This is a genomic window from Cypionkella aquatica, from assembly GCF_030161095.1.
In the GTDB taxonomy this organism is placed as follows: Bacteria; Pseudomonadota; Alphaproteobacteria; order Rhodobacterales; family Rhodobacteraceae; genus Cypionkella; species Cypionkella aquatica.
Genome location: NZ_BSPP01000011.1, coordinates 147,365 through 160,814 on the forward strand (window position 1 = coordinate 147,365; position 13,450 = coordinate 160,814).

At 60.3% G+C, this 13,450-nt stretch carries 13 protein-coding genes; 6 read left to right on the forward strand and 7 right to left on the reverse strand.

What is annotated here, in order from left to right; genetic code table 11:
* Window positions 1-4 precede the first annotated feature (4 nt).
* From mmsB to chvE, 3 genes are read right to left on the reverse strand one after another with little or no spacing between them, the layout of a single operon-like run.
* Window positions 5-1,180: a multiple monosaccharide ABC transporter permease gene (gene mmsB / locus QQJ98_RS16060; protein ID WP_284326376.1), complete on the reverse strand. Its 1,176-nt coding sequence runs from the start codon at window positions 1,178-1,180 to the stop codon at window positions 5-7.
* Window positions 1,180-2,709 carry a multiple monosaccharide ABC transporter ATP-binding protein gene (gene mmsA, locus QQJ98_RS16065; RefSeq protein WP_284326377.1) on the reverse strand — a complete coding sequence of 510 codons (1,530 nt, stop codon included), beginning with the start codon at window positions 2,707-2,709 and terminating at the stop codon, window positions 1,180-1,182. Before mmsA ends, mmsB begins: the two co-directional genes overlap by 1 nt.
* A 53-nt stretch (window positions 2,710-2,762) precedes the next feature.
* On the reverse strand, window positions 2,763-3,839 hold the full coding sequence (gene chvE, locus QQJ98_RS16070; protein ID WP_284326378.1) for a multiple monosaccharide ABC transporter substrate-binding protein: 1,077 nt from the start codon (window positions 3,837-3,839) through the stop codon (window positions 2,763-2,765).
* A gap of 152 nt (window positions 3,840-3,991) precedes the next feature.
* On the opposite strand from chvE, the gene QQJ98_RS16075 reads away from it, so the two are divergent.
* The gene (locus QQJ98_RS16075) at window positions 3,992-4,936 is read left to right on the forward strand and encodes a LysR substrate-binding domain-containing protein (RefSeq protein ID WP_284326379.1); all 945 of its coding nucleotides are present in this window, start codon (window positions 3,992-3,994) and stop codon (window positions 4,934-4,936) included.
* A 168-nt stretch (window positions 4,937-5,104) separates the two neighbouring features.
* On the opposite strand, the gene QQJ98_RS16080 is transcribed toward QQJ98_RS16075, so the two are convergent.
* Window positions 5,105-5,629 carry a gluconokinase gene (locus QQJ98_RS16080; RefSeq protein ID WP_284326380.1) on the reverse strand — a complete coding sequence of 175 codons (525 nt, stop codon included), beginning with the start codon at window positions 5,627-5,629 and terminating at the stop codon, window positions 5,105-5,107.
* Window positions 5,626-6,375, reverse strand: a complete 750-nt coding sequence (locus QQJ98_RS16085) for an SDR family oxidoreductase (protein WP_284326381.1) — start codon at window positions 6,373-6,375, stop codon at window positions 5,626-5,628. The genes QQJ98_RS16080 and QQJ98_RS16085 overlap by 4 nt, the downstream gene beginning before the upstream one ends.
* Before the next feature lie 90 nt (window positions 6,376-6,465).
* Between QQJ98_RS16085 and QQJ98_RS16090 the strand changes: the two genes are divergently transcribed.
* The 4 genes from QQJ98_RS16090 (at window position 6,466) to QQJ98_RS16105 (ending at window position 9,440) form a co-directional block, all read left to right on the forward strand.
* A complete protein-coding gene (locus QQJ98_RS16090; protein WP_284326382.1) occupies window positions 6,466-7,377 on the forward strand; it encodes a 2-hydroxyacid dehydrogenase in 912 nt (303 codons plus the stop codon).
* A gap of 81 nt (window positions 7,378-7,458) precedes the next feature.
* Entirely contained in the window at window positions 7,459-8,316 is an 858-nt protein-coding gene (locus tag QQJ98_RS16095) for a ParB/RepB/Spo0J family partition protein (protein ID WP_284326383.1), read from the forward strand.
* A 190-nt stretch (window positions 8,317-8,506) separates the two neighbouring features.
* Window positions 8,507-9,061, forward strand: coding sequence for a hypothetical protein (locus tag QQJ98_RS16100; protein ID WP_284326384.1), 555 nt, complete (start codon window positions 8,507-8,509; stop codon window positions 9,059-9,061).
* A gap of 19 nt (window positions 9,062-9,080) precedes the next feature.
* The gene (locus tag QQJ98_RS16105) at window positions 9,081-9,440 is read left to right on the forward strand and encodes a hypothetical protein (RefSeq protein ID WP_284326385.1); all 360 of its coding nucleotides are present in this window, start codon (window positions 9,081-9,083) and stop codon (window positions 9,438-9,440) included.
* A 142-nt stretch (window positions 9,441-9,582) separates the two neighbouring features.
* Here QQJ98_RS16105 and QQJ98_RS16110 read toward each other — a convergent pair whose 3' ends face one another.
* A complete protein-coding gene (locus tag QQJ98_RS16110; RefSeq protein WP_284326386.1) occupies window positions 9,583-9,975 on the reverse strand; it encodes a globin domain-containing protein in 393 nt (130 codons plus the stop codon).
* A 17-nt stretch (window positions 9,976-9,992) separates the two neighbouring features.
* Window positions 9,993-12,362 (reverse strand): trimethylamine N-oxide demethylase, encoded by a 2,370-nt coding sequence (locus tag QQJ98_RS16115; protein ID WP_284326387.1) that lies wholly within the window; start codon window positions 12,360-12,362, stop codon window positions 9,993-9,995.
* 146 nt (window positions 12,363-12,508) lie between these two features.
* On the opposite strand from QQJ98_RS16115, the gene QQJ98_RS16120 reads away from it, so the two are divergent.
* Complete coding sequence (locus QQJ98_RS16120) at window positions 12,509-13,342, forward strand: DMT family transporter (protein ID WP_284326388.1); 834 nt, start codon at window positions 12,509-12,511, stop codon at window positions 13,340-13,342.
* The last annotated feature ends 108 nt before the right edge of the window (window positions 13,343-13,450 follow it).

Consider the following 13,450-nt stretch of genomic DNA (forward strand, 5'->3'; position numbering starts at 1 on the left):
TGCCTTATTTCGCTTTATTGTATACGTCGAAGATCACGGCGGCCAACAGCACAAGGCCCTTGATCATCTGCTGATAATCAATGCCGATGCCCATGATCGACATGCCCATATTCATCACGCCCATGATCAGTGCGCCGATCACCACACCGACGATCTTGCCCGAACCCCCGGTCATCGACGCACCGCCAATGAACACCGAAGCAATCGCATCCAACTCGAACCCGGTGCCCGCCTTGGGCGTCGCCGAATTCAGACGCGCCGTCACCATCATCCCCGCCAGCGATGCCAGCACGCCCATGTTGACAAAGCACGCAAACACCAGACGATCCGAGTTGATGCCCGACAGTTTCGCGGCCTTTTCATTGCCGCCCACCGCGTAAATCCGCCGTCCCATCGTGGTGTTTTCAGTGAAAAACGCATAGAGCACGGTCAGAACGATCAGCACCACCAGCACATTCGGCAGGCCCTTCAGAAACGCCAGTTGATAGCCGACAAAGCCCGTCGCCGCCGCGATCAACACGGTGCGGCCCATGAACAAAGCCATCGGCTCTGGCTCAATCCCGAACTCTGCATCCCGTGCGCGTGCACGGAACCCCAGCCAGAACTGCGCGCCAATCGCCAGCACCACCAGCAGAACCGTCAAGCCATGCGGTTGGCCGATCCCGGTCAGATCGGGCAGGAAACCACTTGAAATCGCTTGGAATTCTTTCGGAAACGGCCCGATGTTCTGCCCGCCCAGCATCCACATCGTGGCACCCCGGAACACCATCATCCCCGCCAGCGTGACGATGAACGACGGGATCCGCCAGAACGCCACCCAATAGCCTTGCACAGCACCAATGCAGCCGCCAACGATCAGCGTCGCGGGGATCACGATATAGAACGGCAGGCCGACTTTGACCGTGAGGTACGCCGCAACTGCCCCGGTGAACGCCGCAACCGACCCGACAGAAAGGTCGATATGCCCGGCGACAATCACCAGCAGCATGCCCAAGGCCAGAATGATCACATGGCCATTCTGCAAGAAGATGTTGGTGATGTTTTGCGGCTGCAAGAACGTCTTGCCTTGCAAGCCCAGCAGGATCGAGAACAGCGCCACAATCGCCACCAGCGCCAGCAACATGCCGTTTTCGCGCAGCCGCTCGCCCAATGCCGAGCCTGATTTCTTGTCTTGTGCCATTATGCAGCCTTCCCTTCGCCCTTCAGGATCAGCGCCATGATCTTCTCTTGGCTGGCTTCTGACCGATCCAATTCCCCCACGATACGCCCTTCATTCATCACATAAATCCGGTCACACATCCCCAGCAACTCGGGCATTTCCGAGCTGATCATCACAATCGACCGCCCCTGTTCGGCGAGTTCCTTCATGATGGTGTAAATCTCAAACTTGGCACCAACGTCGATGCCGCGCGTCGGCTCGTCGAGGATCAGCACCTCGGGCTCGGTGAACAGCCATTTCGACAAAACCACCTTTTGCTGGTTGCCGCCCGAAAGGTTCATCACCTTTTGCTGCACACCCGGCGTGCGGATCGCGAGTTGCTTGCGATAGCCCTCGGCCACACGGGTTTCGCGCCGTTTGTCCAGCACGCCCTTCATCGCCACGCCCGCCAGATTGGCCAGCGTAATATTCTTCACAATCGGCTCCTCAAGGATCAGGCCCAAGCCCTTGCGATCCTCGGTCACATAAGCAATCCCAGCCTTCACGGCCTTCGGCACAGTGGACACATCCACCTCAACCCCGTGCATCTTGATGCTGCCCTTGTGGCCCTGCCCATAAGACTTGCCGAAAATCGACATCGCAAGTTCGGTGCGCCCGGTGCCCATCAGCCCCGCGATGCCAACGATCTCGCCCTTTTTGACGTTGAACGCGGCGTTCTTGATGATCTGCCGATCCGCTTGTTCAGGATGCCAGACGTTCCAGTCCTTGACCTCCATCAACACCTCGCCCGGGTTGGAGGTCCGCTCAGGATAGCGATGCGCCATATCGCGGCCGACCATATCGCGGATGATGCGGTCTTCGGTGATCTCGTGCTTGTCCATCGTCGACACCGAAGCGCCATCGCGGATCACGGTGATCCTGTCAGCCACACGGGAAATCTCGTTCAGCTTGTGCGAAATGATGATCTGCGTGACGCCCTGCGCCTTCAACTCCAGCATCAGATCCAGCAGCTTCTGGCTGTCATTCTCCTGCAAAGCAGCGGTCGGCTCGTCGAGGATCAACAACCGCACATCCTTGGCCAAAGCCTTGGCGATCTCGATCAACTGCTGCTTGCCGACGCCCAGCTTTTCCACCTTGGTGGTCGGCAATTCGTTCAGACCGACTTTCTTCAGCAGCCCTTCCGTGCGCTGATAAGCCTCGCCCCAGTTGATCACCCCGTTCTTCGCCACCTCGTTGCCAAGAAACAGATTCTCGGCAATCGACAGTAGCGGAACCAGCGCAAGCTCTTGGTGAATAATGATAATCCCGCGATGTTCACTGTCGCGGATATTGCGGCAAGCCAAAGTCTCGCCGTCATAAATGATATCGCCCTCGTAAGAGCCAAACGGATACACCCCCGACAGCACCTTCATCAGCGTCGATTTGCCCGCGCCATTCTCGCCGCAGATCGCGTGGATCTCGCCCGGCTCGACGCTTAATGACACATTGTCCAACGCCCGAACGCCCGGAAAGACCTTGCTGATCCCCCGCATTTCCAACAGTGCTGTCATGACTTCCCCCGTAAAACCCCGTGCCCGCCCAACCAGACGGGCACGGGAAAAGCTTACTTCAGCTCTTCAGCAGTGTAATAGCCCGAAGTCACCAACACAGCTTCGTAGTTCGCTGCAGTGACAGGCTGGCTTTCCAGCAGATACGACGGCACAACCTTGACGCCGTTGTCATAGGTTTTCTCGTCGTTGATTTCCGGAGTGCCACCCGACAGGATCGCATCCACCATCTTCACGGTGACTTTTGCCAGCTCGCGGGTGTCTTTGAAGATCGACGAATACTGCTCGCCCGCGATCATCGACTTGACCGAAGGCACTTCGCAATCTTGCCCGGTGACGATCGGCATTTTCAGATCGCCCGAGCCATAGCCCACGCCCTTGACCGAAGACAGAATCCCGATCGACAGACCATCGTAAGGCGACAGTGCGCCATGCAGCACTTTGTCGCCGTAGTTCGACGACAGCAGGTTGTCCATGCGCGCCTGCGCCACAGCACCATCCCAACGCAGGGTGCCGACAACTTCCATGCCCATCTGGCCCGACGGGATCACGATCTCGCCCGAGTCGATCATCGGCTGCAACACCGACATCGCGCCATTGTAGAAGAAGAACGCGTTGTTGTCGTCCGGGCTGCCGCCGAACAGCTCGACATTCCACGGCTTGGTGTCGGCAAAACGCTCTTTCAGGCCGTCAACCAAAGTGGTCGCCTGCTGCACGCCAACCTTGAAGTTGTCAAAGGTCGCGTAATAATCGACCGAGCCGGAATCGCGGATCAGACGGTCATAGGCGATGACCTTGATGCCAGCCTTGTTGGCCGCATCCAAAGCGTTCGACAAAGTGGTGCCGTCGATGGCCGCAATCACCAGCGCTTTCACGCCATTGGTGATCATGTTTTCGATTTGTGCCAGCTGGTTCGGAATGTCGTCTTCTGCATATTGCAGATCAGCGGTGTAGCCAGCTGCGGTGAACTGATCCACCATCGACTTGCCGTCCGAAATCCAACGTGCCGAAGACTGCGTCGGCATGGCGATGCCGATGCTGCCCTTGTCCTGCGCGAAAGCCGGCAGACCGACGATGCTCGATGCAGCCGCAGCGCCGCCCAGCGCCAAAAGCGCCCTTCTTGAAACTTGCATTCTTTATCCTCCCAAACGGCAAAAGCCGTGAAAACCTGACGGATCGACAGAGCAAAACGGATGAAGGCCCTCCCGAGACCGTGCGGCACTCTTGCAACAGCGAAATATATCGGTCAAATGATGAAATAGCATAGATATATGTCGAGAATGATATGCCAAAATCAATCACCGCCGATATTATGGCACAACGCGGCCTGAAACTCAGCCATCTGCGGCTGCTGGCAGCTTTGGCCGAAATGGGTCAGATCAGCCTTGCCGCAGATCGCATCGGCACCACCCAGCCCGCCGCCTCGCGGCTTTTGGCCGAGGTTGAACGTATCGTCGGTGCCCCGGTGCATCATCGCACCGGGCGCGGCATGACGCTGACGGCAGTGGGGCAAGCCCTTGCCCTGCGCGCGCAACGCATCCAGATGGAGCTGCGCGACGCCGCCCGCGACATCACCGAGGTCGCCTCTGGCACGGTTGGCCATGTGCGGATCGGAAGCGTGACCGGCCCTGCCATCGACCGCGTGCTGCCAACCCTGCGCAACGCCCGCCTGACCGCGCCGCAAGTGACGGTCGAGGTCGTGGTCTCGCCTTCCGACCTTCTGTGCGAGCAAATGCTGGCTGGTCGCCTTGATTTCGTGATTGGTCGCCTGCCCGAAGGCCCAACCCGCGATCTGTTCAGCCTCACACCCATCGCGCCCGAACCGGTCAGCCTCGTGGTGCGCAAGGGCCACCCATTGGCCAATCACCCCAACCCGCGCCCCGAGGATCTGCTGGCTTATGATTGGGTGATGCCGCCGCCAGACTCGCTGCTGTCGCGCGCCGTCCATGCCCGCCTGCACGCCAGCGGCTTGCCCAGCCCGCCGCAACGGCTGTCCACCGCGTCGTTCCTGTTGATCTTTGCCCTGCTGCAACAATCCAACGCCATAGCGCCCCTTGCGCGCGCCGTGGTGACCAGCTTTTCAGCGCACCCGGACGCGCCCTATACCGAACTTGCGATCAATCTTGGCATCGAGGTCGAACCCTTCGGCCTCGTCACCCGCGCAGGCGCGATCCTGCCGCCGGTGGCCGCACGACTGGCACGCGAGATCCAAAGCATGACCCTGCTGTAACCGCGCCGCCCCTCACCAACCGCCGGGAGGGAGCCACGCTCCCCCCCGTCCGCCCAATGGAATACTTGGACCCATGTGAAATCATCAACTCGTGCGAGACGGGTCGCCCTTTAGGCAAAACCCCACCCCATCCCCTAAAATTTAACTTAAATTTGTTTTGAGACGGGCTCAAATATCCTCGGGGTCTGGGCGCGAGCCCCCAGCGGCCAGCCCCAATGCCCCCAGCTTGAAAACAATCTCCGCCACCACATCCACCAACGGTTGATCAATGTCGACGATCACCGCCCGCTCGCCCACCCCCGGAACCTCCAAAGTCGCAAACTGACTGTCCAGCAACGAACTTGGCATGAAATGTCCCACCCGTGCCGCCATCCGCGCCTCGATCACTGCGCGCGACCCCGACAGCAGCACAAACACCACCCCGCCGCCCGCCTGCGCATCAATCAGCGCGCGGTAGCTCTGCTTCAAGGCCGAGCATCCCACGATCCCCGGCCCGCCCAAAGCCTGCCCCACAAGCGCCAGCCACGGCCAGCGGTCGGCATCTGTCAAAGCCTCACCCCGGCGCATCTTGGCGATATTCTCTGCCGGGTGCAGGTCGTCGCCGTCGCGGTAGGGCAGGGCCAGCGCCGCACTCAGCGCCGCCCCGACCGAGGATTTCCCCGACCCCGCCACCCCCATCAGCACGATTTTCACAGGGATACCGTGATGCCGCCATCCACATGCAGGCACTGCCCATTGACGAAACTCGACGCAGCCGAGGCCAGGAACACCGCAGCCCCCACCAATTCCTCGACCCGTCCCCAGCGCCCCGCAGGCGTGCGCTTGATCAGCCAATCGTTGAACGCAGGGTCCGCGATCAAAGCTGCATTGAGCGGTGTTTCAAAATACCCCGGGGCAATCGCATTGCATTGCAGCCCATGCTTCGCCCAATCCGTCGCCATGCCCTTGGTCAGGTTCCCCACCGCCCCCTTGGTTGCGGTATAGGGTGCGATCCCCGGCCGCGCCAAGGCCGTCTGCACCGAGGCGATGTTGATGATCTTGCCCGCCCCGCGCTTGATCATATGCCGCGCGCAAGCCTGCCCCACGTTGAACACCGTGGTGATATTGGTCTGCAACAGCCGCTGAAACGCTTCCTCCGGGAATTCTTCCAGCGGCCCGCGATGCTGCATCCCGGCGTTGTTCACCAGAATATCAATCGCCCCCACCTCGGCCTCAAAGCCATCCACCGCCGCGCGCACCGCCTTATGATCGCTTGCATCAAATTCCAGCCCGCGCCCGCCCGGCACCTGCGCCACCGCCAACGCCAACCGCGCCGCATCGCGCCCGTTCAGCACCACCTCGGCCCCGGCTTCTGCCAGCCCCTTTGCCAAAGCCAAGCCGATGCCCTGCGACGATCCCGTGATCAACGCCCGCTTACCCGTCAAATCAAACAGCTTCATCCCATCCCCCGCTCGACACCAGCGCCGCCGCGCAGTTATGTTACCGGTAACGCCGCCCTGTCAATCCGAGGCCCCCCAATGCCGCACGCGATGCTGAAACCGCATATCCTGCAACTCTCCAGCTACCCCGATTGGGACCAAACCGCGCTTGACGCCACCTACACCTGCCACCACCTTCCCCTCAGCGCCCCCGACCTGATCGAGGCCATCGCCACCAGCGGCGGGGCAGGGGTACCATCCGAGATCATCAAAGCCTGTCCGAACCTGAAACTCATCGCGATCTACGGCGTCGGCTACGACAATATCGACCTCAGCCTCTGCGCCGAACGCCACATCCAGATCACCAACACCCCCGATGTGCTGACCGGCGATTGCGCCGATCTTGCGGTGGGCATGATGCTTGCCATCGCCCGCCAGATCCCAAGCGCCGACCATCACGCCCGATCAGGCGCGTGGACGCGAACCAGCTTCCCATTGCAACGCCGCGTCTGGGGCGCAAAAGCCGGCATCCTCGGTATGGGCCGCATCGGCCAAGAATTGGCCACCCGCCTGACGGGCTTTGGCATCGACATCGCCTATGCCGCCCGCAGCGAAAAACCTTTGCCCTACAAATACATCCCCGATCCCATTGCCCTCGCCGCCCACGCCGATTTTCTGTTCGTCACCGCCGCGGCCACGCCCGAAACCCGCCACATCGTCAACGCAGCCACGCTGAAAGCCCTCGGCCCCGACGGCTATCTGATCAACATCTCGCGCGCCGCCAATGTCGACGAATCCGCCCTGCTCGACGCCCTCGAAAGCCATCAAATCGCCGGAGCCGCCCTCGACGTGTTTGACGCCGAACCCCACATCAACCCGCGCTTCGCCCCGCTTCCCAACGCGCTGCTGCAACCGCACCACGCCTCGGCCACCCATGCCACCCGCCGCGCCATGGGCCAGCTGATGCGCGACAACCTGGCCGCCCATTTCGCAAATCGCCCCCTGCTGACCCCGGTTCTGTAGCAAAGCCCCCACCACCGCCCGCAACCGCCACGCCATCTTAACCAAACCACGCTCCAATTCCCCAAAGAACCGGAGCAGCCAATGACCCATCACATCCTTATCCCCATCGCTGACATCGACGCCGAAGCCCTGCCGCGCGACCGCACCCAACTTGACCCCGAGGCGATGGCCGAACTCACCACCTCGATCGCCACCTCGGGTCTGCGCCAACCGATCGAGGTCTGGCAATTGTCGCAACCGACCGAGATCCACCGCTACGGCCTGATCTCGGGCCTGCGCCGCCTCACCGCCCACCAGCGCCTCGCCGATCTGCGCCAGAACGGCACATTCACCGAAATCGCAGCCTTCATCCGCACTCCAGACAGCATCCCGCAAGCCATGGCCGATATGGTCGCCGAAAATGAAATCCGCGCGGAAATAAGCCCATGGGAGAAAGGCGCCACCCTTCTCGCCGCGACCCGCGAGGGCATTTTCGACACGCTGGACGCCGCCACCCAAACCCTGCACGCCAGTGCGTCGCGCCAAAAACGCGCCCGCTTGCGCGCCTTCGCCGAGGTCGTCGAAGACCTTGAAGACGCCATCGCCACCCCAGAACGCCTGACAGGCCGCCAAATGCACCGCCTGTCCGCCGCCCTGCGCGCAGGCCTGTCCGAGCTGATGCACCACACCTTACGCGACCACCGCCGCTCTGCCTTGCCCGCGCAATGGCAAGCCCTGCTGCCGATCCTGTCCGAGTCGCTGGACGAGCCCGCCGAGGACGCCACCGCAACCCAACCGGGCCGCCCCAGACGAATTCTGCATTTGAAACAAGGCTTAACGATCCGGCGCGAAAAATCCGGCGACAGTTGGATCATGCGCTTTTCCGGCCCAGAAACCCGCTCCGGCGCGCTGATGGACGACATCATGGATCACATAGAACGCTACTTCCAACCCAAGTGAGAAACGGTTCCGTTGGCCGTGGCGCTAGCAAGGCTCCAAATCTTGCTGCACAAAACCAAAGTCTTTCTGTGACATCGCTCTGCTAATCGTCCGGACAACGGCGCATTACAGTGAGCGAAGGCTTGACAACTTAAGCTTGTCTGCGCCATGCCGCGTGTAAGTAATTTCAAGACCGACAAAGTCCTCAAGATTGAAAAATGAGTTTGTTGCGGTGATAGATCACGATTTGATGTTCGGCATGCCGCGAGCGCCTTCGAATGTTCAGCCTTGGGAACAAGAAACCGTTCCTGTGTCGAAGGTGCTTTTAGATGCTGTAAGCGGGAAAGCACTGAAGGACTATCGCCAGATTTCTGCTACGGAGCTATTCCGGGCATCGGCGACGTGTTTTTTGTTTATTTGGGCGATGGACGTGGAGGGAAAGGTCTTTCTTGCTTTTGAGGAAGTCTTGCCACCGGATGACGCTTCTGACCCGACTTTACGATACGGCCATCCTCGCAGGCGTGGGTTTCCAACTCATCCTGCAAAAGAAAAAAAGCTAGGCCACCCTACCCTATTGAACTCTGGTCACGCGCGGATGGCAGGTGAGCTTTTGCTTGACGAACACGAAAATAATTTGTTGTGGTATCTTAATGCAGAGTCCGGTAGATACTGTCGGTCTTTGCCGCCGAGTCGTTCGCAATGCGAAGCCGTTCGAGATCTGTTTGAAAAGATGATCAAAGATACGGTAATTTGGGATGAAGACTGAGAGCGTTTGGAGCTAGAGTATGAATATGATTGCTCCTAGGTCATCTAGGCAAATGAGCAGCTTAGCGTTTCTGTTTGGTTCGTTCAGGCCTTCTGAGCGCGAAGTGCTTTTGAATGCTGCGAATTCTAGCCCTGACAAGTTTGCTTCTGCTTTGGAGGTTTTCTTGGATGGTTGGGCTGGGGCTGACTGGATTGAAGAGTACAACATCGAGCGAGTGGGGAAGTGGATCGCTAAACGTTGCCCCTACGATGTGGTTCAAAAGGCAAAATTACTTGCTGAAACCAAGCTGGGCGCAAATGGTCAGGTGGGCAGCACAGCGAAAACTGTATATGTGTTAACTTTTAACGCATTGCTGTCAGGGCTTGCACATAAGTCATAACAAGGGTGATCATGCGGTAAACTGGGAAGCTAGTTAATTACGAAGGTGGGATGGCTAAAGTTCAAAATCTTAAAATTCTGTTAACAACCCCCATCTAACCTCTTGATATCTCTAACTCCACCCCTCTGTCCACACGTGGACACTACTCCGCAGGCGAGCCGGCCTCCCGGTTTATCAGAGCCCGGGCGGCCCGCTGGAAGGCCCCGAAAACCTGCACCCTAACCGGCTCGGAAACCCCCGCATCCCGCAAAGCCTGCCCCATACAGGTCAGCCAATCCTCGGCATCCTCGGGCCTGATCGGAACGTGGGCGTGCTGGTCTTTCAAACTCTGCGCGCCCACCCGTTCCATATAATCTCGCCGCCCGCCCAGAAAGCCGCACAGAAACTCAAACTGCGCCGCCCTGACGTGGGAAATCCCGTGCCCCCGGAAATGCAGGTGCAGGATCTGCCGCCCCTCCGGCGCGGTTTCGACCAGATCATAGAACCGATCCACCAGAGCCTGCACCGCCGCCTCGCTACCGATCTTTTCGATCACCGAGGCCGTGCCGCCCCCTATGACTGCGGCCGGGTCTTCTTCGGATCATAAGCCGAAAGGCCCACAATCCGCGCCGGAAGCCGTTTTTGCTGTCTGTCCAGCTTGCCGACCTCCACCGCCGTCCCAATCTCGGAATGGGCCAGGTCAACGCGGGCAAGCGCGATATTCTTGCCCAGCAAAGGCGACCGAACCGCCGAGGTCACCACCCCCACCTGCGCCCGTCCCAGATAAATCCCGTCGCCGTGGCCCACATCCACGGCCGCCTCGATCTCAAGGCCGACAAACTTCTCACGCGGGTTTTCTTTGCGGCGGATCAAAGCCTCCCGCCCGATGAAATCATCGGTCTTCGATTTCAAAGGCACGGTAAAGCCAATCCCGGCCTCGAACGGATCGGTCTGATCGCTGAAATCATAGCCCGCAAAGATCAACCCGGCCTCAATCCGCACCATATCCAGCGCAGCCAGCCCCATCGGCCGCAGCCCCTGATCCGCGCCGTTTTCCCAGACCGCATCCCAAACCGCAGCACCGTCTTTCGGGTGGCAAAACACCTCAAACCCCAACTCGCCCGTATACCCCGTCCGCGACACAACCACCGGCGCCCCATTCGGCCCGCCCAAGCGCCCGACAGTCAGGCGGAACCAGCCCAACTCCTCAATCGTCGGCTGATGCGGCGCGGTCCAGATCATCCGCTTCATAATCTCGCGCGAGTTCGGCCCCTGCACCGCAAGGTTATGAAGCTGATCGGTGGACGAGCGCACCATCACCTTCAGCCCCAGCTTTTCAGCCTGCTCGCGCAGCCAGATGCCGGAATAATCATCGCCACCAATCCAGCGGAACTGATCTTTTCCCAACCGGAACAGGGTGCCATCATCAATCATCCCGCCATGCTCGTAGCACATCGCGGAATAGACCACCTGTCCCACCGACAGCTTCTTCACATCCCGCGTCAGGCAATACTGCAGCAAAGCCTCGGCATCCGGCCCGGTCACCTCAAACTTGCGCAGCGGCGACAGATCCAGAACCACCGCCTTTTCGCGGCAGGCCCAGTATTCCTCAATCGCGCCATTCGACGCATAGGTCTGCGGCAGCCAGTAGCCTTTGTATTCCACAAGGTTGCGGGTCTTCTCGGCGATGCGCGCGTGAAAAGCGGTTTCCTTGGTCATCACAGGCTCCGATGTGGGGGTGGGGCGGTAGGCGATGGACCGCTGGAAATTCTCGGCACCGTCATAGGTGCGCACATGAATATCGGACAGATACCAGCCGTTCGCGGGCGAAGTATCGTCGGGGCAGGCAGAGTTCACGCAGATCAGATCCGTCAGCGCGCGCAGCAAGACATAATCGCCGGGGCGCGACCAAGGCTCATCGGCGATCAGCACGCCATGCGCGTCAATCGCGGTGTTGAAGAACAGATTGACCGCCATCCAGCCGGGGCGGGCAGTGACGCCATGCGGGGCAAGAGCTGCGTTGAAATTGTCTGAACAATTGACGTGGCCGGGATAGCCGATCTCATCATAATATTTCGCAGCACAGGCCATCGCAAAAGCATCGTGACGCCCCACAGTGTCTTGGATCACCTCGACCAGCGGCAGCCAGTCCTGATCGTAGTATTTGGCGTGCAGGCCCGGCATCGAATAGGCATGCCCCATCAGCGTGCGCGAGGTGGTCACATCCAGCGGATGCTCGATGCCCTTATCCAATTTCCGCGCTGAAAAGCACTGAAAGTCCGTGCATTGGCGGCCATCCACGTCCAAAATCTGGATGTAGTCGCCAGCTTTGACGAAATAGCTTTCCGCCGTTGCCGACTTCACCCGCAGGTCCAGCACAGGATTGGCCAGCGGATCGGGCAGCTCATAGCGCTTGACCCCCAGCAGGGTTGCCCGCTGCACCCGCACCCCAATCGGCGTCGCGGTATCTTGTGCGTCGGGTGACATCGCCGCCGCAGGGGCCGCGATAATCAGCACGCCGTCGCGGGTGGCGGTAAAGCTTTGGCTGTCCCCGGCGGTCGATTGGCTGTCGAAACAGGCGACCGCCCGTGCCCCGGCGAGCTTGATCCCGCGCCGTTCAATCCCCAGCCGCAAGCCCGCAAGACCTGCCGCGCGGCCCTCGGCCAACAAGGCGATCAGCCCGGCCGCGTCGGCATTGCCGGCAACCCCCAAAATCCCCGGATCGACCCGGCCTTGATCATCGGCTGCGATCAATTCCACCCGCTGACCGCCTTCAAGGTTCACCACGCTCACCCGGTCGCCCGCGCCCAAGGCAATCAGCCAAGCGCCGCCACCCGGCACCTCAAAGCGTTCCAGCCCCGTGCGGGCGCCCAAAGGTTCGGGCGTCAGGATTTGGCTGGGGCGGGGTGGACCGGGGCGCACAACGGGGTAAGTGTCAAGCATTTCAGACCTCATTTTGCATGCATGGCAAAAATGTTTCTTTTTAAGAATATAGCGATCAGGGATTTCCGCAAGAGATTTGCGCGGTTAGTTTCTGATCAAATCACAAACCGCCACCCGAAACCGCATCTCAAACCCGGAGACTCCCTGTGCAATCGCTGATCCTTGGGCTCGTTGCGGCGCTACTTTGGGGCGTGCATGATTTCACCGTGCGCCGGATCGGTGCCAAAGCCGACGCGGCGGCGCTTTACCTGATTGTGCTGGCGATGGGGGCGTTGCTGCTGGCGCCATTCGCGGCCAGCGCCGAGGGCTGGCAGCGCCTGACCCCGGCCTTGACGCTGTTCTGCGTCGGCACAGGCTTGGTCTATGCGCTTGGAGTCTATGCCTTATATCGGGCTTTTGCCATTGGTCCGGTGCGCCTGGTGGCACCGATATGCGGCGCATATCCTTTGTTGTCAGTGGCAATTGCGGTGGCGCAGGGGCAGCATGCGGGGGCCTTGGTCTGGCTGGCAGTTCTGGCGGGAATTGCGGTTGTGGCGCAGGGAGAAAAGGGCGCGGCGCAAGGTGGGCAGGCTGCCGCCATTGCTTGGGCGGTTCTGGCGGCGGCTGGCTTTGCGATCAGCTTTGATCTGCTGCACAAAGCGGCGCAAAGCGTCGCCGATCTGCCCGTGGCGCTGATTGCGCGGCTGGCAGGCTTTGCGGGCATGTTGCTTTGGGTGGTGGCGCGGCGCATCCCCGTCCGGCCCGCGCTGGCGATCTGGCCGACGCTGTTGCTGATGGGGGCCTTGGATGTGGCGGGGATGTTTGCCGTCACCGCTGCCGGAGCCTTTGCGCGGCCCGAGTTTGCTTCGGTGACATCCTCTTGCTTTGGTCTGGTGACAATCCTGCTGGCATGGCGGTTTCTGGCCGAGCCTATGACCCGCGCGCAATGGCTGGGGGCCGCGATTGTGTTTGCTGGCGTGGCGGCCTTGGGCTTGGTCTAGGTGGTCGCGCTGAAATGCACAGGCGTGGCGGAAACGAAAGATCGCATGTCGAGAATGAAAGCACCCATCGCAGCGCTTCGCGCCATATTCAGCGCAAGCAGGCCATAG

What these genes read in the sequence shown, in the direction of transcription:
- mmsB (WP_284326376.1), bottom strand. Translation starts at nt 1,180, where the DNA reads ATGGCACAAGACAAGAAATCAGGCTCGGCATTGGGCGAGCGGCTGCGC.
- mmsA (WP_284326377.1), bottom strand. Translation starts at nt 2,709, where the DNA reads ATGACAGCACTGTTGGAAATGCGGGGGATCAGCAAGGTCTTTCCGGGC.
- chvE (WP_284326378.1), bottom strand. Translation starts at nt 3,839, where the DNA reads ATGCAAGTTTCAAGAAGGGCGCTTTTGGCGCTGGGCGGCGCTGCGGCT.
- QQJ98_RS16075 (WP_284326379.1), top strand. Translation starts at nt 3,992, where the DNA reads ATGCCAAAATCAATCACCGCCGATATTATGGCACAACGCGGCCTGAAA.
- QQJ98_RS16085 (WP_284326381.1), bottom strand. Translation starts at nt 6,375, where the DNA reads ATGAAGCTGTTTGATTTGACGGGTAAGCGGGCGTTGATCACGGGATCG.
- QQJ98_RS16090 (WP_284326382.1), top strand. Translation starts at nt 6,466, where the DNA reads ATGCTGAAACCGCATATCCTGCAACTCTCCAGCTACCCCGATTGGGAC.
- QQJ98_RS16095 (WP_284326383.1), top strand. Translation starts at nt 7,459, where the DNA reads ATGACCCATCACATCCTTATCCCCATCGCTGACATCGACGCCGAAGCC.
- QQJ98_RS16105 (WP_284326385.1), top strand. Translation starts at nt 9,081, where the DNA reads ATGAATATGATTGCTCCTAGGTCATCTAGGCAAATGAGCAGCTTAGCG.
- QQJ98_RS16115 (WP_284326387.1), bottom strand. Translation starts at nt 12,362, where the DNA reads ATGCTTGACACTTACCCCGTTGTGCGCCCCGGTCCACCCCGCCCCAGC.